The following is a 19,943-nucleotide window of genomic DNA, read 5'->3' as shown; positions in this document are numbered from 1 at the left end:
GGCGCGCGGGCCTGGCTGGTGCGGGGAGTTGAACCTGCTTACTTTTTCGCGGTCTTGGCCGGTTTGACGGTGTTTTGATCGACCAGGGCGCTGGCTTTGGCGATTTGCGTTTCCACCGCTTCGACCGCTTGCTTGGTGGCCTTGGTCACTTGCTCGTAGCCGCTGAAGGCGTTGTCGATCGCGGTCTTGACGATCTGCACCGCGTTCTCCGATCCGGGACGCACGTTCTTGGTGACGTCATAGATCAGCGCGCTGAGCGTGCTCTTGGCTTCGGTCATATGGGCGTCGGCGGCCTTGGTGAATTCTTCGCGGATCTCGGCGATGATGCTGCCCAGTTGCTGATTGTAGGCGGCGGCGCCGGCTACGCCCGGTTGCATCTTGGCGGCGGCCAGCGACATGGCGGCCTTGGGATCTGCGGTCTGGCTGATTTCCTTGCCGGCGGCGAGGCCGTCTTCCAGCTGGGTTTTGGCGGTGGCCATGTTCAGGGCGACGACTTGCTCGACGCCTTGCACGGCTTTACTGGTCAGGCTGTTGAAGGTTTCAAGCTGAAATTCAAACAGTGCTTTGGTGGCGTTGGCAAATTGTTCGGGATTTGTAAACATACAGTCTCCTCAAGATGATGAAATGTAGCCAGTAATGCCCCGGGGTTCCCCCTGTTATTGCGACCCCATTATTTAGCAAGAACCAACTTTTCGCAACGGCTATCTTTATAGGGGCCGGAGTCCTTTTCCCAGCCCGGCCCCAGCGGCGTCTGCGAGCAGCTGAGGTAGTTGTCGATCTTGCTGCGCCACTTGTACCACGGCGCCGGACCGGCGTTGAGGCTGCTGCTGCACAGGGCCAGCATGGCGGCGGCCAGCGCGTATCGTTTGATGTAGATCATGTTTTATACCAGTTGTCGCGAGCAGACGCGGTTGCGGCCGCCGTTTTTGGCAGCGTACAGCAATTCGTCGGCGGAGGCGATCATGTTGAGGTGGGCTTCGTGCGTGGAGGTCGCGAAGTCGACGCTGGCCACGCCGAAGCTGGCCGTGATGTGGATCTGCTGGCCCTCGTAGGCGACCGGCGTGTCGGCCAGCGCGTGGCGCAGGCGCTCGGCCAGCAGGGCGCCGCCGGCCAGGTCGGTCTCCGGCAGGATCAGCAGGAATTCCTCGCCGCCGTAGCGCACCACGCTGTCGACGCTGTCGCGCGTCATCGATTGCAGCAGGGCGCCGAAGCGTTGCAGCACGGCGTCGCCGCCGTTGTGGCCGTAGGTGTCGTTGACCGCCTTGAAGTGGTCCAGGTCGCTCATGATGACCGTCAGGCTCAGCCGGTAGCGCTGGGCGCGCGAGATTTCCGTCTCCAGCAATTGTTCGTGCAGGTGGCGCCGGTTGTAGCAGCCGGTCAGCGGATCGCGCACCGACAGGTTCTTCAGCACCGTCTGCGCGCTGTATTCGTCGCGCAACAGCAACTGGTAGCGGCGCGCCGCCACGTAGCCGAACACATTGGTCAGCACCAGCAGCGCCGCCATGGTCGCCAGCTCGACGCGGCGCAGGTTGCCCAGCTGCTGGGCCAGCACGATGAAGCCCAGCGTGGCCGGCGCGGCGATCGCGGCCGCGTACAGCAGCCGGTTCGGAATGTAGATGTAGATCACGATGACGACGATGGACATCGAAATCGCGTGCAGCGAAAACTCGGAAGGGCGCAGCGCGGCGATCAGCAGGAAGCCGGCCGCGCCCGCCATCTCGACCATGCTGGCGACGCCGCGCGTGATGGGGATGGAATCGGGCCGGCGCCGCAGCAGCACCAGGCTGCCCAGCGCGGTGGCGGCCACCAGCAGGCGCGCGCTGGCCAGCACCGCGGTGCGCAGGCTGTAGCCCAGCCAGATGACGTCGGTGGCGGCAAAGCACAGGTAGAACAGGGAACAGAAGACAAACGTCACGCGCAGCTGCGCCTGCGTCATGGTCAGGTGATGGCGCAGGAATGCACGTTCGGCCGTGGCGTCGCTGAATTCGCAACGCAGGGTCGCCATTTCCATCTTCGCAGGCTGGGCAGGATGTGGGTGCACAGGACTGGTCTCTCCGCTAGGCGCCGGCTGTTTGCCGGTCTGATACAACCTATTATACGGCTGCAATAATTGCGCGGAGGAAAATTGTTGAGTCCGGCTCAAAGCGGGGCCGTCCTTGGCAGGCGCATGGTGAAGGTGGTGCCTAGGCCGAGCTGGCTGACGACGTCGATATGCCCGCCCAGCACGCCGGTGACGATGTTGTGCGTAATGTACAAACCCAGGCCGGAACCGCCGGCGCCGAGCCGGGTGGTGAAGAAGGGATCGTAGATGCGCGGCAGATTGGCGCTCGGGATGCCGTCGCCGTCATCGCCGACCGAAATGGCGATTTCGCCGTTGCCGGTGTCCTGCGCCCGGATCGTGATGGTGCCGTGGCCACGGCCGTTGAAGCCATGCGTGATGCTGTTGTCGATCAGGTTTTCCAGCGCCTGGGCCAGCGGGCCGGGATAGCTGTCGAGTTCCAGCCAGTGTTCGACGTCCTCGACCAGCACCAGTCCATGTTGCTGGAGCGTGGACTGGGACGATTGCAGCAACTGGGCCACCAGGTCGCCCAGCACGAAGCGGCTGCGCTGCGAACTGGCGCTGTCGACCGCGATGCGGCGGAAACCGGCCACCAGCGCGGCGGCGCGGTTCAGGTTGCGCAGCACCACGGCGTCGGCATCGGCGGCCTGTTGCAGATAGACTTCCAGCACCGAGCGCCGCAGCCCGCCCTCCAGGTCGCGCCGCAGTTCGGCCGTGCGTTCGCTCATGCTGCCGGCCATGGTCAGGCAGTTGCCGATCGGCGTGTTCAGCTCGTGGGCCACGCCGGCCACCAGCGCGCCCAGCGCCGCCAGCTTGTCTCGCCGCACCAGCTCTTCCTGCGTCAGGCTGAGGTTGTCCAGCGCCGTGGTCAGCTCGTCGTTGGCGTGCTCGGCTTCCTCTTTGGCGCGCACCAGCTCGGCTGTCCGGGCCTGCACCAGTTCTTCCAGATGCTCGCGATGACGCACCAGTTCGGCCTCGCGCCGGGTGCTGGCGATGGCGATGCCGGCCAGGTGGCTGGCGGCCTTGATCAGGCGGCGGTCATCCTCGGTCGGGCTGCGCGGCTCGCGGTAGTACATGGCGAAGCTGCCCAGCACCGTGCCGGGATCGAGCAGGATGGGCATGGCCCAGCAGGCGCGCAGGCCGTACTGGACGGCGATCTCCTTGTACGGCGCCCACAGCGGATCGTTGTAGGTGTCGCTGACCACCACGGTCTCCTTGCGGTGCACGGCTGTGCCGCAGGAACCTGCCACCGGGCCGGCCGCCAGGCCGTGGATGGTCGCCATATAGTCGGCCGGCATGTTGGGACCGGCGGCGGTCAGCAGCGTGACGCCGTCCGGCGCCACCAGCATCACCGTGCACAGCACCGGCGGCGCCTGCGATTCGATCAGCAGGGTCAGGCGTTCCAGCGTGTCGGCCAGCGGCGCGCCGCGCGCGATCATTTCCAGCACCTGGTTCTTGCCGTCGCGTAGTTGCTCGGCCAGTTTGCGGCTGCTGATGTCGACGATGCGCACATGCATCAGGCGGTGTTCGGGCGTGTTCAGCGGCACCATGCGCAGTTCGCACGGGATCTCGCGGCCGGAACTGTGCAGCACCGTCAGCTCGAATATCTGGACCCCGCCCGCCATCACCTGGTCGACGTAGCCGGCGAAGGCCTCGGCCGAACTGCGGCCGTCGGGCTGTCGCGCCGGGCACAGCGCGGGCAGGGTGGCTTGCACCAGCTCGGTCTCGGTGGAACCGAACAGGATGCGTGTCTGGCGGTTGACGTCCAGCACGCGATTGCTGCCGCGCTGCATCAGCAGGATGGCGTCCGGCGAGCCGGACAGCATGTGGTGGTAGTTGACTTCCAGCGTCGCCATGGTCGGCATGTCGGCCGCCGGCGGGGCCGGCGAGATCGCCTTCAGCTCCAGCAGCACGCGTTCAGCGATGTCTTCGGTGGGTAGCGACAGCGGCAGGTAGGCGCTGACGCCGGCTTCGCGGGCGCGCTCGCGCTCGTCGGGACTGGGGCTGCCGGACAGCAGGAACACCGGCAGCGTATCGCCGCAGGCGGCGCGCATGCGCAGGCACAGTTCCAGCCGCGCGCTGCCGGCCAGCGCCACGTCGAGCAACGCCAGTGCGACCTGGCCGCCTGCCGCCAGCGCCAGTGCCTCGTCGCCGCGCCGCACCAGCTCGACCCCCAAGCCGTGGCGGGCCAGCATGATCCTGAGCAGGGCGAGATCGTAGTTCGTGTTGGTGGCTATCAACACGATGTTGGGCTGGTGGGGGAGTGACGGCTGCATCATGGGTAAGGGTATCCGCTCCGCAGTACGTGATAGCAGCCAGTGTCACAGGATGGGCGGGCCGGGTCAAGCCTTTCTGCGGACTCAGGCCGCCGCCAGCGCCGCCTCTTCCTGGGCTTGCCGGATCAGCGGGAAATTGTCTTCGATCCAGTCGACCAGCACTTCCAGCCGCTCGGCGGCCTGGCGCCCCAGCGGCGTCAGGCTGTATTCCACATGCGGCGGCACCACCTGATGCGCCACCCGCAGCACCAAGCCGTCGGTGGCCAGCGCATCCAGCGTCTGCGCCAGCATCTTCTCGCTGACGCCGCCGATCTCCCGGCGCAGCTGGCTGAAGCGGTGGGTGCCGTCCAGCAGCACCACCAGCACCAGCACGCCCCAGCGGCTGGTGATGTGGCCGAGCACGGCGCGCGACGGGCATTCCGCCGCCAGCACGTGGGCGCGCGGGTCGCCCAGGTTGCCGGCCAGCGCCTTGCGCAGGGACCGGCTGGATTTGATTTGGCTCATATTGTTCCTTCTCTGGTCAGGGGTACTTACTAAATTGTGCGTACTTACAATTCGTAAGTATAGGCCCTATTATAGTCCCAACCGCGCGGAAACCTCCCCGTGGCAGCCTATTCGAAGGAAAACAACATGATTATCGTTACTGGTGCTACCGGCCAACTGGGCCGTCTGGTGATCGCCCGCCTGCTGAAAACCGTTCCTGCCGCGCAGATCGTCGCCGCCGTGCGCGATGTCGCCAAGGCATCCGACCTGGCCGCGCAAGGCGTACAGGTGCGGCGTGCCGACTACACCGATCCGGCCTCGCTGGACGCCGCCTTCCAGGGCGCGAGCAAGGTGCTGCTGATTTCGTCGAACGAACTGGGCCAGCGCGGCGCGCAGCACCGCAACGTCATCGACGCCGCCGTGCGCGCCAGGGCCGGCCTGCTGGCCTACACCAGCGTGCTGCATGCGGACACGTCGACGCTGGCGCTGGCGGCCGAGCATCGCGAGACCGAGGCGGCGGTGCGCGCTTCCGGCTTGCCGTACAGTTTGCTGCGCAACGGCTGGTACGTGGAAAACTACACGGGCAGCCTCGGCGGGGCGCTGGCGCATGGCGCGCTGGCCGGCGGCGCCGGGGAAGGGCGGATTGCAGCTGCCGCCCGTGCCGACTACGCCGACGCGGCGGCGGCCGTGCTGACCAGCACGCAGGCGGTCGAGCAAGTGTATGAGCTGGCGGGGGATCATGGTTTCACGCTGGGCGAGCTGGCGGACGAAGTGTCGCGCCAGTCGGGCAAGCACATCCCTTTCCACAATCTGCCGCAGCAGGAGTATCGGGAGATGCTGGTGGGTGTTGGCTTGCCGGCGCCGCTGGCCGAGCTGATCGCCGATTCGGATGCGCAGGCCGCCAAGGGCGCGCTGGATGATCGCAGTGGTGCGCTGGGCCGGTTGATCGGCCGCCCGACCATATCGCTGGCCGACGCCGTCAAAGTGGCGCTGTAATGAAAAAAGCCGCAGTCCTTTTTAAGGGCGCTGCGGCTTTTTTGCGGAATTTTTGGTGCCCACGGAGGGACTCGAACCCCCACACCTTGCGGCACATGGACCTGAACCATGCGCGTCTACCAATTCCGCCACGTGGGCACTGTTACTGCTATCTGCTACGTGTTCTGCAACAGAGGCCCGAATCTTAAAGGAGGGCTGGCACCTCGTCAATAGAGTTTTCGTGCTTTTATGAAATAATTTCCAGAGAGGGAAGTGAGCGGCAATGAAAAAAGCCCCCATCTGCTTTTCAGCTCGATGGAGGCTTTTTTGCGGAATTTTTTGGTGCCCACGGAGGGACTCGAACCCCCACACCTTGCGGCACATGGACCTGAACCATGCGCGTCTACCAATTCCGCCACGTGGGCACTGTTACTGCTATCTGCTGCGTGTTCTGCAACAGAGGCAGCATCATGCCGCATGGCGGCGCTGCCGTCAAGGGCATCGTGAAACGACTCGGAAATGAAAAAAGCCTCCATCTGCTTTTCAGCTCGATGGAGGCTTTTTTGCGGAATTTTTTGGTGCCCACGGAGGGACTCGAACCCCCACACCTTGCGGCACATGGACCTGAACCATGCGCGTCTACCAATTCCGCCACGTGGGCACTGTTACTGCTTTGCTGCTCTCTGCTACATATGCTGTAACAGAGGCCAGAATCATAGGGGAGCGGCACGGCGCCGTCAAGAGAGAAATGCTGATTTTTGATAAAGATTGCACCGGGCCGCACGCCTGATTTGCTGCTTGCTTGTTTGCTCACACTTTCGTAAGCTCCTGAATGCTGGCCCCGTCACTGAGGCAAAGGAGGTAGGCGATGGATACGATGAGTAGCTGGTTCGGTAGCCAGGGCTTCATGCCGCATGGTCACTGTTTTCTCTGGACGCCGTCGATCCTGTGGCTGAGCGTGATTTCCGACGCACTGATCGCGCTGGCCTACCTGACCATTCCGATCACGCTGCTGTACTTTATCCGCAAGCGCCGCGACTTGCCGTTCGACTGGATGTTCATCGCCTTCGGCATTTTCATCCTGGCTTGCGGCAGCACCCACGTGGCCGACATCTGGGTGATCTGGCATCCGGACTACTGGCTGTCGGTGATACTGAAGTCGATCACCGCCGCCGCCTCGGTGGTGACGGCCATCGTGCTGGTGCGGCTGGTGCCGGTGGCGCTGCGCATCCCCAGTCCGGCGCAGCTGGAGGCGGTCAACGCCGAACTGCAGCGCGCCAATGCCGAGTTGCGCATTGCCATGGAGCGCGCCGAAGTGGCCAACCGCGCCAAGAGCGCCTTCCTGGCGGCGATGAGCCACGAACTGCGCACCCCGCTCAACGCCATCCTCGGCTATACCCAGATCCTCAAGCGCGACAAGGCTTTGACGCCGACCCAGAAGAGCGGCGTCGGCACGATCCAGCAGGGCGGCCAGCATCTGCTGGCGCTGATTAACGACGTGCTTGACCTGTCGCGGGTGGAGGCGGGCAAGATGGACTTCCATCCCAAGCCAGTGGTGTTGGCCGATCTGTTGTCGGTGGTGGCCGACATCATGCGCGTGCGCGCCGAGCAAAAGCACTTGCACTTCGAACTGGAGCTGGCGGCCGGTCTGCCGGAGGCGATCAGCGTCGACGAAACCCGCTTGCGCCAGGTGCTGCTGAATTTGCTGGGCAACGCCGTCAAGTTCACCGACCGCGGCACGGTGCGCTTGCGCGTGCTGCCGCTGCCTGCAAGGCCCGGCGCCGCGCCCGATGCCGCCGCGCTGCGCTTCGAGGTGCACGACGACGGCATCGGCATCGCCCCAGGCCATATCGACGCCATCTTCCGTCCGTTCGAGCAAGTGGGCGATGCCTCGCGCCGTGCCGGTGGCACCGGGCTGGGCCTGGCGATCAGCGGCCAGCTGGTGCGGCTGATGGGCGGCGAGCTGAAAGTGGAAAGCATGCTGGGTACAGGGAGCCGCTTCTGGTTCGATGTGGCGATGCCGGTGGTGGCGGCGCCCGCCGCCATCAGCAGCGATGGTCACAACGCCACCGGCTACCTGGGGCCGCGCAAGACCATCCTGGTAGTGGACGATGTCGCCACCAACCGCGCCTTGCTGCGTGATTTGCTGGGCGCACTGGACTTCCGCATGCTGGAGGCCGACAACGGCGCCGACGGCTTGCTGCAGGCGCAGTCCGGCGCGCCGGACCTGGTGTTGCTGGACATGGTGATGCCGGACATGGACGGCATCGAAACCACGCGCCGCCTGCGTGCCGACGCGCGCACCAGCACCATGCCGGTGTTGATGATTTCCGCCAGCTCGACCCCGGAAGAGGAGGAGCGCTCACGTCAGGTGGGCGCCAACGCCTTCCTCAGCAAGCCGGTTGACGAGCTTGAGCTGCTGCGCGAGATCGGCGCGCATCTCAAGCTGGAGTGGAGTACGGCCCCGGAGTGAGGCCGGCCTGGTCCGGCATGCATGACTTCCGGCACTCTCTGTTCGCCGCGCCTCTGGCATAGCATCGTCCCCATCGACTCGCCGCATGCGACACACGCGGCGGTCCCACTTTTTTCGATGGGCGGATATGGTTACGCGACGCGATGTGATGATGCTGGGCTTGGGCGCTCCCTTGTTGAGCGCCTGCGGAGGCGGTGGCAATTCCGGTAATGGCGCCGGGCCGGAAAACGTGGTCGCTTCGGTGGTCGTGGACGACGACTGGCGCACGGCGACGCCGGAGAGCGAGGGCGTGGCGGCGGCCGCGATGCAGAGCCTGCTGTCCGAAGGTGCGCAAATCCCGGAGATGCGCAGCCTGCTGGTGGTGCGCAACGGCAGCCTGATCGGCGAGCGCTACTACGCCGACGGCAAATCCTCCGACCTGCGCCACATCCGCTCGGCCACCAAGACCGTCAGCAGCCTGCTGGCCGGGCAGGCCATCCGTGACGGCAAGATACGCGACGCCACGGCCACGCTGGGTGAGTTGCTGCCCAAGGAGCTGGCCAAGGTGCCTGGCTCTGTGGCGGGCAATGTCACACTGGCCCAAGTGCTGCGCATGCGCAGCGGCCTGGAGTGGGATGAGGATGTCCATTTGCAGGAACTCTTGCATACTCCCGACCTGACCAGCCTGGCGCTGCACTTGCCGGTGGCGCCGCTGGGGCCCAACGGGCCGTACTGGAATTACAACAGCGCTGTATCGCATCTGGTGTCGCCCATCGTCGCGGATGCGTATGGCGAGGACACGCTGGCGGTCGCCACGCGCAACCTGTTCGCGCCACTCGGCATCCGCCAGGTGACCTGGCAGCGCGACGCGACCGGCACGATACTCGGCTCCTTTGGCTTGCAGTTGCGGGCGCGGGACATGATGAAGCTGGCGTGGATGGCGCTCGACGGCGGCATGTGGCAGGGCAAGTCCGTGGTGCCGGCCGCCTGGCTGGCCGAGAGTTTTGTCAATCACGTCCACATCGGCCCGATAGGCGACCTGAGCGATGTTGGCTACGGCTATTTGTGGTGGCGCGGCATGCTGGGTGGCCATCAGGTGATCACGGCCTACGGTTTTGGCGGGCAATTCGCCATGTTGGTGCCGGACTTGCGCATGACTGTCGCCACGGCCGCGTTGTGGGATCTGCCCATCCAGCAGGGTAGTGACAACGAAGAGCTGATATTCAACCTGATCGGCCGCTTCCTGAGCAAACTGTAGAGGCGCATGAATGAAAAAAGCCGCAGACCTTTTTAAGGGCGCTGCGGCTTTTTTGCGGAATTTTGTGGTGCCCACGGAGGGACTCGAACCCCCACACCTTGCGGCACATGGACCTGAACCATGCGCGTCTACCAATTCCGCCACGTGGGCACTGATGCTTCTCAACAACTCTGCTATTATAACGACGGGGAGAGTTTTGCGCCAGATGAGCTTTCGCTCCTTACTGCACATCAACCCTGTCTAGCAGTTTCTCACTTTGCCGCCGTTTTTCAACATTGTCGCTGCGAGAGACCAAGATTATAGAGGAATTTTGCGGGATGTCAAATGCCCCAACATAAAAAATCCGCTTGAATTCGCAAAACCGGCCGCAAATTAGTCAATCAGGGCGTTTCCAAGTACACTACGCCTGTCGTCGTGTCATATATATGCACCTGACGATTTTGCCAGGCCGGATTTCCTCTGAACACTGTCAATAATAACTACAGAAATACTTTTGAACCAATCTACCCATACCATTCCCAGCCGGGAGGAAATTCTCGGCATCTTCCGCAGCGCCAAGGCGCCGCTCGATCTGCGCGCACTGTCGAAGTCGCTGAAGGTCGCGACCGAGGCCCAGGCCGTGTTGTCGCGCCGCTTGAACGCCATGCAGCGCGACGGTCAGATCGTCTCCGACGACAGCGGCCACTTCTCGCTGGCCACCGAAACCGGCTTCATCGCCGGCCGCGTCGCCAGCCATAAAGATGGCTTCGGCTTCGTGATCCCGGACGAGCCGGGCGAAGACCTGTTCCTGCCTGAAAAAGAAATGCAGAAAGTCCTGCATGGCGACCGCGTGCTGGCCAAGGTCATCGGCGTCGATCGCCGCGGCCGTCCGGAAGGCACCATCGTCGAGGTGGTCACCCGCGCCAACACCCACATCATCGGCCGCCTGCTGAACGAAAACGGCGCCTGGATCGTGGCGCCGGAAGACCAGCGCATCGCCCAGGACATCCTGGTCGAAGGCTCGATCGGCAAGGCCAAGTCGGGCCAGATCGTCAGCGTTGAGCTGACCGAGCAGCCGATGCGCTTCAAGCAGCCGGTCGGCAAGATCGTTGAAATCCTGGGCTCGCTGGACGACCCCGGCATGGAAATCGAAATCGCCGTGCGCAAGTTCGGCGTGCCGCATGTGTTCTCGGACGCCGCGCTCAAACAAGCCAACAAGCTGCCGGACCACGTGCGCGACGCCGACCTGGCCGACCGCGTCGACCTGCGCGACATCCCGATGGTCACCATCGACGGTGAAGACGCGCGCGACTTCGACGATGCGGTCTACTGCGAGCCGGTCAAGATCGGCCGCGCCAACGCCTACCGTCTGATCGTCGCGATTGCCGACGTCAGCCACTACGTCAAGCCGAACGACGCGCTCGACGCCGACGCGCTGGAGCGCAGCACCTCGGTCTACTTCCCGCGCCGCGTGATTCCTATGCTGCCGGAAAAGTTGTCCAACGGCCTGTGCTCGCTGAACCCGGCGGTCGACCGTCTGACGCTGGTGTGCGACGCCGTCGTCACCGCCAAGGGCGAGATCAAGGCTTACCAGTTCTATCCGGCCGTGATCCACTCGGCCGCGCGCCTGACCTACACCGAAGTGGCCGACATCCTCGGCAACACCAAGGGACCGGAAGCCGCGCGCCGTCCTGGCATCGTGCCGCATCTGCTGAACCTGTACGAGGTGTACCACGCCTTGCTGAAGGCGCGCACCGAACGCGGCGCGATCGACTTCGAGACCACCGAGACCTACATCGTCTGCAACCCGTCCGGCAAGATCGAGAAGATCATCCCGCGCACCCGCAACGACGCCCACAAGCTGATCGAAGAATGCATGTTGACCGCCAACGTCTGCGCGGCCGACCTGCTGATCCGCCACAAGCATCCAGGCACCTACCGCATCCACGCCAGCCCGACCGCTGAAAAGCTCAAGCAGGTACGCACCTTCCTCAAGCAGGTCGGCCTGACGCTGAACGGCGGCGACAAGCCGGCCGCCGGCGATTACGCCGTGCTGATGAAGCAGGTCAAGGAGCGTCCGGACGCGTCGCTGCTGCAAACCATGCTGCTGCGTTCGATGCAGCAGGCGGTCTACTCTCCCGACAACATCGGCCACTTCGGCCTGGCGTATGAGGCGTATGCCCACTTCACCAGCCCGATCCGCCGCTATCCGGACTTGCTGACGCACCGCGCCATCAAGGCCATCCTGCTGGGTAAGAAGTACGAGCCGAAAGTGGCCAGCACCAGCGTGCTGAACACCAACGTCTCGAACGCCACCCGCAAGCAGCAGGCCAAGGACAAGGCCGAAGGCAAAGAGAAAAAATCCGGCGACCTGACCGTGTGGGACGCGCTGGGCGTGCACTGCTCGGCCAACGAACGCCGCGCCGACGAAGCGTCGCGCGATGTCGAAGCCTGGCTGAAGTGCTACTTCATGCAGGACAAGCTGGGCGAGGAATTCACCGGCATCATCACCGGCGTGACCACCTTCGGCATCTTCGTGCAGCTGGACCAGTTGTTCGTTGAAGGCCTGGTGCACATCACCGACCTCGGCGCCGACTACTTCCAGTACGACGACGCCCGCCACGAACTGCGCGGCGAACGCACCGGCAAGAAGTTCCAGCTGACCGACCGCGTCAGCGTACAAGTGGTGCGCGTGGACCTGGAATCGCGCAAGATCGATCTGCGCCTGGCCGGAGCCGACGCGCCGCCGCCGCGCGCCGACAAGTCCGATGCGCAGTCGAAGGACCGCAAGACCAACATCAAGCCTGGCCCGGCCGTGCCGAAAGCACAGCCGATCAAGGCTGTCGCCAAGGGCCAGTCCGACAGGACCGGCGCCGGCAAGCCTGCCGCCGCCAAACCGGCCGCGGCGAAAGCTGCCGCCAAGCCTGCCGCCAAGGCGCGCGGTGGCCGCAAGACTAATGCCGGGGCGGCTGCTCCGGTAGCACCCCGAGCAGCGAAGACTGTCTCAAAAAGTAAAAAGAAGCGATAAATGAGTAAGAATAAAATGATTTTTGGTTTCCACGCCGTGACCTCGCGTTTGCGTCATGAAGCGAGCTCCGTGGAAGAGATTTTTGTCGACATCGGGCGCGACGACCGCCGCATGAAGGACCTGATCGCCAACGCCAAGGCTGCCGGCGTGCGCGTGATGCCGGTTGATTCGGCCCGTCTGGACAAGATCGTCGGCACCCGCCGCCACCAGGGCGTGATCGCGTTCGCGTCGCAGCTGGCGCTGGCGCGCAACCTGGACGAACTGCTGGACGCCATCGAAGGCCCGCCGCTGCTGCTGGTCCTGGACGGCATCACCGATCCGCACAACCTGGGCGCCTGCCTGCGCGTGGCCGACGGCGTCGGCGCACACGCGGTGATCGTGCCGAAGGACCGTGCAGTGGGCTTGAACGCCACCGCCGCCAAGGTCGCGTCCGGCGCGGCCGAGACCGTGCCTTACATCACCGTCACCAACCTGGCGCGCACCCTGCGCGACCTGAAGGACCGCGACATCTGGCTGATCGGCACTTCCGACGACGGCGAAAAAGGCTTGTATGAAGCCGACTTTACCGGCCCGACCGCGCTGGTCATGGGTTCGGAAGGCGAGGGCATGCGCCGCCTGACCCGCGAGACCTGCGACATGCTGGTCAGCATTCCGATGTTCGGTTCGGTTGAGAGCCTGAACGTTTCCGTCGCATCCGGCGTCTGTCTGTACGAGGCACGCCGCCAGCGTATCGCCAAAGACATTTAAGCGATACGATTACCCGGCGGCCTGTGACCAGGGCTGCCGGGCTTCAGCCTCGACTCCCCTCCTAGCAAGCCGCTTCCCAGCAACCAACGACCGAATACGCTACCATGAGCGTTTCCGTTGTAATCCTGTACATCCATGTTCCATCGCCTGCGCCAAGACATTAACAGCATCATCGAACGCGATCCTGCGGCCCGCAACGCCTGGGAGGTGCTGACCTGCTACCCCGGTTTGCAAGCCATCGTCATGCACCGTTGGGCGCACTGGTGCTGGACGCACAAGATGAAATGGCTGGGCCGTTTCATTTCCTACCTGGCCCGCATCGTCACCGGCATCGAGATCCATCCCGGCGCCACCATCGGCCGCCGCGTCTTTATCGACCACGGCTTCGGCGTGGTGATCGGCGAGACCGCCGAAGTGGGCGACGATTGCACCATTTACCAGGGCGTGACCTTGGGCGGCACCTCGCTGCACACCGGCGCCAAGCGCCATCCGACGCTGGCGCGCGGCGTCATCGTCGGCGCTGGCGCCAAGGTGCTGGGCGGCTTCACGGTGGGCGAGTACGCCAAGGTCGGCTCCAACGCCGTGCTGCTCAAGCCGGTGCCGGCGGGCGCCACGGCGGTCGGCAATCCGGCGCATATTGTGCAGAAGGAACCGGCCTCGGCGACCAGCGCCACCGCCAACCTGTTCAGCGCCTACGGCGTCACGCCGAACGGCGACGATCCGCTGTCGAAGGCCTTGCACGGCCTGATCAACCACGCGGTGAAACAGGAAGAACAGATCGAACGCATTCTCGCCACCATGAAGGCGGCGGGCTTGCACTGTCAGGGCGTGCCCGAATGTGATAAATTGAATTCCGACCAACTCAACAAGCTCGTCGAATAAGGAAGCTGCTTATGGAATCGTCGCCCGATGGCGTTGAAGTGCTGGACCCGTTTGAAATCCGCGTGCTGGCCGTGCTGGCCGAGAAGGAAGCGCTGACGCCGGATAACTATCCGCTGTCGCTGAACGCGCTGGTCAACGGCTGCAACCAGCTGTCGAGCCGCGACCCGGTGATGGCGTTGTCGGAAGAGACGGTGGCCGAGGTGCTGCAGCGGCTGATGCAGCGCAAGTACGTCAACGGCATCACGCAGGCGGGCGCGCGCGTGACCAAGTACGAGCACCGCATGCGCATCAAGTGGTCGCTGGAGCAGGACAAGCTGGCCGTGCTGAGCATCCTGATGCTGCGCGGCCTGCAGACCGCCGGCGAAATCCGCACCCGCAGCGGCCGCCTGCATGACTTCAAGACGGTGGGCGATGTCGAGCAGGCGCTGCAATTCCTGATCGACAAATATCCGCCGCTGGTGTCGAAGCTGGCGCTGGCGCCCGGCACCAAGGAGCCGCGCTACGGCCAGCTGCTCGGTGGCGAAGAGGCGTTGGCGCGGGAAGAAACCGCCGCCAGCCTGGGCGGTTCGGTCAGCGTGGCCGGGCAGGGCGGCCGCGTCGCCGCGCTGGAGCAGGAAGTCCAGCAACTGCGCCAGCAGGTCGAAGACCTGACTGCGCAGTTTGCCGAATTCCGCAAGCAGTTCGAATAACGTCGGGGGTCAAGTCTGACATTCGGACACGGTCTCTGCTGTAGCGCGTGTTACAGCAGAGGCCGTGTCCGAATGTCAGACTTGACCCCCGTGCTTATTCGAACTTGAACTCGATCAAGGCATCGTTGGAGTAGGTCTTGTCGCCTAGTGGCACCGAGTACATCTTTCCATCCTCGTCGACCTTGAGCTCCAGCCTGCGGGCGCCATCGACCAGCGTGGCGCTGGCGATTACGCGGTCGCTGCGCACGCTCATGTTGAAGTCCTTGAACGAGCACCAGTCCGTGGTCAGCGTGATGGTGTTGATCGTCGCGCGTATCAGGAACGGTATGTAGTTCTTCGCGATCGCCATCAGCACCCGGCACTCCAGCTGGATATCGCCCAGGCGCCGCATGTCCGCCGGCACGCCGGCGCTGCGCACGTCCGGCATCCAGCCGTAGTAGCTCTTCTTCTGGTTCAGCACCACATCGGCATTGTCGTCTTCCGCCGCCCGGTTGCGCGGCAGGGTGAAACTGTGGTCCGCCGCCAGCGGCACGGCGATGTCGGTCTCGTTGCCGGACAGGCGCACCACCACATTCTCCATCGCGTCTGCCGGCGCCTTTCTTTTGGTGTGCAGGCGGAAGCGCAGTTGCTGCGCATTCGGCGCCAGCGCGTGCTGGCTGTCGAAGGCGTCCAGGCCGGACAGCATGTAGCGGTAAGGCTGCATTTCCGGGCTGCGGGTGCCGTTGATGACGACCATCTGGTCCGACCCGGCTTCCGTTTCAGCCGCCGTGGCCGGCAGTGCCACCACGGCGGCCGCCAGCAGCGCGGCGGTCATAAAGTGCTTGCCTGCCATGCTCAGCCTTCCTCGCGGCGGCGGCGCATCCAGACGGCGGCGGCGATCATCGCCACGCCGGCTGCGGCGCCGATCCATACGCTCACGCCACCCAAGGTGCCCCACGAGGCGTTGAAGATGGTATCCGGCAGCGCCAGCTTGTTGGCTTCATGGTGCAGCGCCACGCTGTCGGCCTCGAAGATGATCCACGAACCCGGAATCACGCCCAGCAGGATGCGGTCGACCACGCGGGTGACGAACCAGCCGGCGTTGAAGCCGAAGTGCAGCGCCTTCTCGGTCCACATCAGCAGCAGCGACGTCACCAGTGGCGTGCCCACGGCCCACAGGAACACCTTGGAGCGCGCCATGCTCGACACCATCAGCAGCCAGCCCACCGTCGGCAAGGCCCACAGGATGTAGACCGGCAGTAGTCCCGCCAGGCGCAGCGGCGTCAGGTAGAGATCCGGCGCCATCAGCAGGGCGCCGAACAGGTTGGTGCCGTGCACCAGCATCGCGAAGCAGCCGGCCAGCAGGATCACCAGCGACAGCACGGTGCCGATCGCCACCGTGATCAGCGGTGCCACCACCAGGGCCAGCGCGACCTTGGACATGACGGTGGTGAAGTCCGACACCGGCAGCGATTTCCAGAACAGCAGGCTGCGGTCGCGGCGCTCGTCGTTCAGCGCGCCCAGGCAGTAGAAGAACACCAGGAAGCTCAGCACCATCATGATCGGCAGCGCCGACAGCATGTAGGCCTGCGACGCCGTTTCGACGATGCGCGCGCGCATCGCGCCTTCGACGGTGACGGTGCCGATCGACATGGTCTGGCCATCGTCGCTAAAGTTGGCGTTGTGGCCCAGGAAGATGCCGGTCAGCGCCAATGTTGCGATCAGTCCGGCGATGACGACGGGGGCCCAGAACAGCATGCCCTTGTGCTCCCACAGTTCGCGCTTGATCAGCCATTTCATCGTTTTCATGCGTAGGTTCCTTTCATCGACGCGACAAACAGGTCGGCAACGCTGGGCGTGCGCAATTCCCCGAAGGTCGACAGTTGCAGGCGCGGCACGCCATCGAACAACATGATGGGCTTGCCGAACACGGTGCGCTGGCTCATCGGCTGCAGCGCGTTGGCGGCCGCCACGAATTGCGGCTCGACCATCACCTCGGTGAAGCGCTCGCCCACCTCGTCCATCGACGCCGCCAGCGAGATCTGGCCGTCCTGGATGAACATCAGGTCGGTCAGGATGTGCTCGACTTCCTCGATCTGGTGGGTGGTGATCAGGATGGTCTTGTTCTCGTCGAAGTAGTCTTCCAGCAGGTTCTGGTAGAACTGCTTGCGGTACAGGATATCCAGGCCCAGCGTCGGTTCGTCGAGCACCAGCAGCTTGGCGTCGATCGCCATCACCAGCGCCAGGTGCAGCTGCACCACCATGCCCTTGGACATGGCTTTGACCTTCATGTCCGGCGTCAGCTTGGTGTTGGCCAGATACTTCTCGGCCTTGCTGCGGTCGAAGCGCGGGTGCACGCCTTCGACGAAGGCGATCGCGTCCTTGACCTTCAGCCACTTCGGCAGGATGGCGACGTCGGCGATGAAGCAGACGTCGTTCATCAGCGCCTCGCGCTGGCTGCGCGGATCCATGCCCAGCACCGACAGCTCGCCTTCGAACTGGGTCAGGCCCAGGATGGCTTTGAGGGTGGTGGTCTTGCCGGAACCGTTGGGGCCGATCAGGCCGACAATGCGGCCTGCCTCGACCGTGAAGCTGGTGCCGTTCAGCGCGGCTTGCTTGCCGTATTTCTTGCTGAGGTTGGCTGCGGTGATGATGGCGCTCATGACGCACCTCCGGGGGCGATGGGCTTGAGCAGGGTGTCCAGTTCCAGGCCGAGGCGGCGGATACGTTCCAGCATCAGCGGCCATTCTTCGCGCAGGAAGCGCTCGCGTTCAGTGGCCAGCAGTTTGTCGCGGGCGCCGTCAGTGACGTACATACCTACTCCCCTTCTTTTTTCTACGAGCGTTTCGTCCACCAGTTCCTGGTAGGCGCGCGATACGGTGATCGGATTGAGTTGATAGTCGGCGGCCACCTGCCTTACCGAGGGCAGGGCGTCGCCGGGCTTGAGCAGGCCGTCGAGCATCATGCCGATGACCTTTTCCTTGAGCTGCCGATAAATCGGCGCATTGTCATTCCAGCCTATCGTGGACATACATGTGGTCCTCTTTATGTGTGTTGATGGAGTGGTGTTGTAGCAAACTATAACACTTGAATTAAAAAAGGCAAGCGTTTCCTGTTGTTTTATGTCGGCGACGTGGCTTGGGTCATAATGGCGGCGTTAAGCTTTTTTGCAGAAAGACTCCATGATGCACTTTCAACGCACTATCAAACTTGCCGCGCCGCTCATGCTGGTGGCCGTGCTGGCCGCCTGTTCCACGCTGATCGGCCCGCGTCAGGTGGAATTGCCGCAGGCGCGCATGCAGCAAAACCTGGACCGAAAATTCCCGGTGCGCCACCGCGTGCTGGGTGTGTTCGAGGTCGAGCTGAGCCATCCGCAACTGGCCATCCTGGCCGAGAGCGACCGCGTGGCGCTGACTTTGGACGTGAACGTGTCGCCGCTGCTGGCGCGCCAGTCGTGGCACGGCAGCATGGCGGTGTCGGGCCGTTTGAAGGTGGATAACGTGCGTAACACGATCTACATCAGCGATGCGCATGTGGACCGCTTTGTGGTGGACGGCATGGACGAGGGCAAGCAGAACCAGATCGCCGGCGTCGCCAATCTGCTGGGCGAGAGCACGCTCAAGGATGTACCGGTACACACCTTCCGTCCGGAAGACCTGCGCTACGCCGGCGTGCAGTTCGTGCTGACCGGGATCAGCACCAAGCCGGGCGCGCTGGTCGCCAACCTGCAGCCGGCGCAGTAAGCGCTAGACAAAACCGAGGTTGCGCGCGCTGGCGTTGTAGTTGGCCAGGTTGGGCAGCATGGCCAGCAGGTCGCTGTTCGACACTCCCAGCCAGCTGCCCAGCGTGGCCGCATATTGCTCGATCGAGGTGGTCGGCAGCAGGCGGCCCTGGCCGACATCGTCCGGGCCGTCGCTGGCCACCACCGGCGCCTTGCCGTAGTAGCGGCCGCCCTTGACGGCGCCGCCCAGCATGAAGTGCATGCTGCCCCAGCCGTGATCCGAACCGTCGTTGTTGCCGCTCAGCGTGCGGCCGAAGTCGGACGCGGTGAAGGCCGTCACCTGGTTGGCCACGCCCAGTTCCACCGTGCTCTGGTAGAAAGCCGCCATCGCGTCGGCCACGCTCTTCAGCAGGCCCGGATGCACTTTGACCAAGCCGTCGTGCGTATCGAAACCGCCCATCGACACAAAGAACACCTGCCGCTTGGCGCCCAGCGCCGAGGCGCTGGAGATCATGCGCGCCACCATCTTCAGCTGGTCGCCCAGGTTGTTATTGGCGGGGAAGGGCGTGTTGATGGCCGGCGCGCCCGCCAGCGCCGAGGTCAGCACGTCGTTGGCGGAGATGGCGCGCTGCGTCACGCGCACATAGTCGGAGTGCATCACATGCGCGTGCGGCTGCGTGATCAGTGTGCGCAAGGCGCTGCTGCAACTGGCCGAGCCGAACATCGGACTCTGCAAGGCACTGAACGGCACCGAGCCCTTGGTCGACACCTGGTACTGCACCGCCTCTTTCCCGGACAGAAACACCGCATTGCCGGAGACGTTGACACAGGTGAAGGTGGCGTTGCCGTTGCCCGCCTCGAACAGGTCGCCCATCCGGCCGCCCCAGCCGGAAGTGGCGCCTTCCGGCATCGACGATTGCCATTCCGATTGCTGGTCATTATGCGAGAACAGCTTGGACGGCAACGGCACGGCTTTGGCGAGAAATTGCTGCTTGCTGGTCGGCTGCACCAGGGTGCCGACGTTGAGCAGCACGCCCATCTTGCCGGCGTCGAAGAGCGGCAGCAGCGGCGCCAGTTCCGGTGCCAGCGCGTACTGGTGGGCGACGCCGTTGACGTCGACCGGCGGCGCGCCCGTGTTGAGCACCGTCCCCGACAGCGCGCTGTGCTGGTAGGCCAGGTTGGAGCGCAGCCCATAGTAGGCGTTGTAGCTGGCGGCGTCGTACGGCACCAGGGTGTTGGCGTAGTCGTTGCCGCCGTACAGGAACACGCAGACGATGGCCTTGTAGTCGCTGGCGTTGGCGGCCGAGGCTTCGGCCATCGCCGCCAGGTTGACGGCCAGCGGTGCGGCCACGCCGCTCATGGCCAGCATCGAGGCGCGCTGCAGGAAGGCGCGGCGGGAAGAGTTGGTGGTCATG

At 64.2% G+C, this 19,943-nt stretch carries 18 protein-coding genes and 4 tRNA genes; 8 read left to right on the top strand and 14 right to left on the bottom strand.

Annotation, left to right across the window (positions count from 1 at the left end; translation table 11 throughout):
• Positions 1-38 precede the first annotated feature (38 nt).
• From D0T21_RS10860 to D0T21_RS10840, 5 genes are all read right to left on the bottom strand, one after another.
• Positions 39-602, bottom strand: coding sequence for a phasin family protein (locus D0T21_RS10860; RefSeq protein WP_116989828.1), 564 nt, complete (start codon positions 600-602; stop codon positions 39-41).
• 68 nt (positions 603-670) lie between these two features.
• Positions 671-880 carry a hypothetical protein gene (locus D0T21_RS10855; protein ID WP_116989829.1) on the bottom strand — a complete coding sequence of 70 codons (210 nt, stop codon included), beginning with the start codon at positions 878-880 and terminating at the stop codon, positions 671-673.
• A gap of 3 nt (positions 881-883) precedes the next feature.
• Positions 884-2,005 carry a GGDEF domain-containing protein gene (locus D0T21_RS10850; RefSeq protein ID WP_307720714.1) on the bottom strand — a complete coding sequence of 374 codons (1,122 nt, stop codon included), beginning with the start codon at positions 2,003-2,005 and terminating at the stop codon, positions 884-886.
• A gap of 134 nt (positions 2,006-2,139) precedes the next feature.
• Positions 2,140-4,338, bottom strand: a complete 2,199-nt coding sequence (locus tag D0T21_RS10845) for an ATP-binding protein (RefSeq protein ID WP_116989831.1) — start codon at positions 4,336-4,338, stop codon at positions 2,140-2,142.
• Between the two features lie 81 nt (positions 4,339-4,419).
• A complete protein-coding gene (locus D0T21_RS10840) occupies positions 4,420-4,839 on the bottom strand; it encodes a helix-turn-helix domain-containing protein (RefSeq protein WP_116989832.1) in 420 nt (139 codons plus the stop codon).
• Positions 4,840-4,965: 126 nt separating this feature from the next.
• On the opposite strand from D0T21_RS10840, the gene D0T21_RS10835 reads away from it, so the two are divergent.
• Entirely contained in the window at positions 4,966-5,814 is an 849-nt protein-coding gene (locus D0T21_RS10835) for an NmrA family NAD(P)-binding protein (RefSeq protein WP_116990062.1), read from the top strand.
• Positions 5,815-5,867: 53 nt separating this feature from the next.
• Here the strand turns inward: D0T21_RS10835 and D0T21_RS10830 are convergent.
• From D0T21_RS10830 to D0T21_RS10820, 3 genes are all read right to left on the bottom strand, one after another.
• Positions 5,868-5,952, bottom strand: a tRNA-Leu gene (locus tag D0T21_RS10830).
• A gap of 181 nt (positions 5,953-6,133) precedes the next feature.
• A tRNA-Leu gene (locus D0T21_RS10825) sits at positions 6,134-6,218 on the bottom strand.
• Between the two features lie 151 nt (positions 6,219-6,369).
• A tRNA-Leu gene (locus tag D0T21_RS10820) sits at positions 6,370-6,454 on the bottom strand.
• 207 nt (positions 6,455-6,661) lie between these two features.
• Between D0T21_RS10820 and D0T21_RS10815 the strand changes: the two genes are divergently transcribed.
• Together D0T21_RS10815 and D0T21_RS10810 are read left to right on the top strand one after the other, a co-directional pair.
• Positions 6,662-8,266, top strand: coding sequence for an ATP-binding protein (locus tag D0T21_RS10815; RefSeq protein WP_116989833.1), 1,605 nt, complete (start codon positions 6,662-6,664; stop codon positions 8,264-8,266).
• 127 nt (positions 8,267-8,393) lie between these two features.
• On the top strand, positions 8,394-9,503 hold the full coding sequence (locus tag D0T21_RS10810; RefSeq protein WP_199538454.1) for a serine hydrolase: 1,110 nt from the start codon (positions 8,394-8,396) through the stop codon (positions 9,501-9,503).
• A gap of 65 nt (positions 9,504-9,568) precedes the next feature.
• Here D0T21_RS10810 and D0T21_RS10805 read toward each other — a convergent pair.
• Positions 9,569-9,653 (bottom strand) — tRNA-Leu (locus D0T21_RS10805).
• A gap of 343 nt (positions 9,654-9,996) precedes the next feature.
• Here D0T21_RS10805 and rnr point away from each other — a divergent pair.
• The 4 genes from rnr (at position 9,997) to D0T21_RS10785 (ending at position 14,828) form a co-directional block, all read left to right on the top strand.
• The gene (rnr, locus tag D0T21_RS10800; protein WP_116989835.1) at positions 9,997-12,510 is read left to right on the top strand and encodes a ribonuclease R; all 2,514 of its coding nucleotides are present in this window, start codon (positions 9,997-9,999) and stop codon (positions 12,508-12,510) included.
• On the top strand, positions 12,511-13,257 hold the full coding sequence (gene rlmB / locus D0T21_RS10795; RefSeq protein ID WP_116989836.1) for a 23S rRNA (guanosine(2251)-2'-O)-methyltransferase RlmB: 747 nt from the start codon (positions 12,511-12,513) through the stop codon (positions 13,255-13,257). It begins immediately after the preceding gene.
• Between the two features lie 135 nt (positions 13,258-13,392).
• Entirely contained in the window at positions 13,393-14,139 is a 747-nt protein-coding gene (cysE, locus tag D0T21_RS10790; protein WP_116989837.1) for a serine O-acetyltransferase, read from the top strand.
• Between the two features lie 11 nt (positions 14,140-14,150).
• Positions 14,151-14,828, top strand: coding sequence for a YceH family protein (locus D0T21_RS10785; RefSeq protein ID WP_116989838.1), 678 nt, complete (start codon positions 14,151-14,153; stop codon positions 14,826-14,828).
• 94 nt (positions 14,829-14,922) lie between these two features.
• Here the strand turns inward: D0T21_RS10785 and D0T21_RS10780 are convergent, their stop codons facing one another.
• The 4 genes from D0T21_RS10780 to D0T21_RS10765 are packed head-to-tail and all read right to left on the bottom strand — an operon-like array spanning position 14,923 to position 17,838.
• Entirely contained in the window at positions 14,923-15,660 is a 738-nt protein-coding gene (locus tag D0T21_RS10780; protein ID WP_116989839.1) for a hypothetical protein, read from the bottom strand.
• A gap of 2 nt (positions 15,661-15,662) precedes the next feature.
• Positions 15,663-16,616: a hypothetical protein gene (locus D0T21_RS10775; RefSeq protein WP_116989840.1), complete on the bottom strand. Its 954-nt coding sequence runs from the start codon at positions 16,614-16,616 to the stop codon at positions 15,663-15,665.
• The gene (locus D0T21_RS10770; protein WP_116989841.1) at positions 16,613-17,470 is read right to left on the bottom strand and encodes an ABC transporter ATP-binding protein; all 858 of its coding nucleotides are present in this window, start codon (positions 17,468-17,470) and stop codon (positions 16,613-16,615) included. The genes D0T21_RS10775 and D0T21_RS10770 overlap by 4 nt, the downstream gene beginning before the upstream one ends.
• On the bottom strand, positions 17,467-17,838 hold the full coding sequence (locus D0T21_RS10765; RefSeq protein WP_116989842.1) for a GntR family transcriptional regulator: 372 nt from the start codon (positions 17,836-17,838) through the stop codon (positions 17,467-17,469). Before D0T21_RS10765 ends, D0T21_RS10770 begins: the two co-directional genes overlap by 4 nt.
• A 151-nt stretch (positions 17,839-17,989) precedes the next feature.
• On the opposite strand from D0T21_RS10765, the gene D0T21_RS10760 reads away from it, so the two are divergent.
• Positions 17,990-18,550 carry a DUF1439 domain-containing protein gene (locus tag D0T21_RS10760; RefSeq protein ID WP_229211436.1) on the top strand — a complete coding sequence of 187 codons (561 nt, stop codon included), beginning with the start codon at positions 17,990-17,992 and terminating at the stop codon, positions 18,548-18,550.
• 3 nt (positions 18,551-18,553) lie between these two features.
• On the opposite strand, the gene D0T21_RS10755 is transcribed toward D0T21_RS10760, so the two are convergent.
• Complete coding sequence (locus D0T21_RS10755) at positions 18,554-19,942, bottom strand: DUF1501 domain-containing protein (RefSeq protein ID WP_116989843.1); 1,389 nt, start codon at positions 19,940-19,942, stop codon at positions 18,554-18,556.
• Between the last annotated feature and the right edge of the window lies 1 nt (position 19,943).

The sequence above is a fragment of the Duganella sp. BJB476 genome (assembly GCF_003416895.1).
Classification (GTDB): domain Bacteria; phylum Pseudomonadota; class Gammaproteobacteria; order Burkholderiales; family Burkholderiaceae_D; genus Rugamonas.
This window is presented reverse-complemented; position numbering and strand designations above follow the sequence as displayed.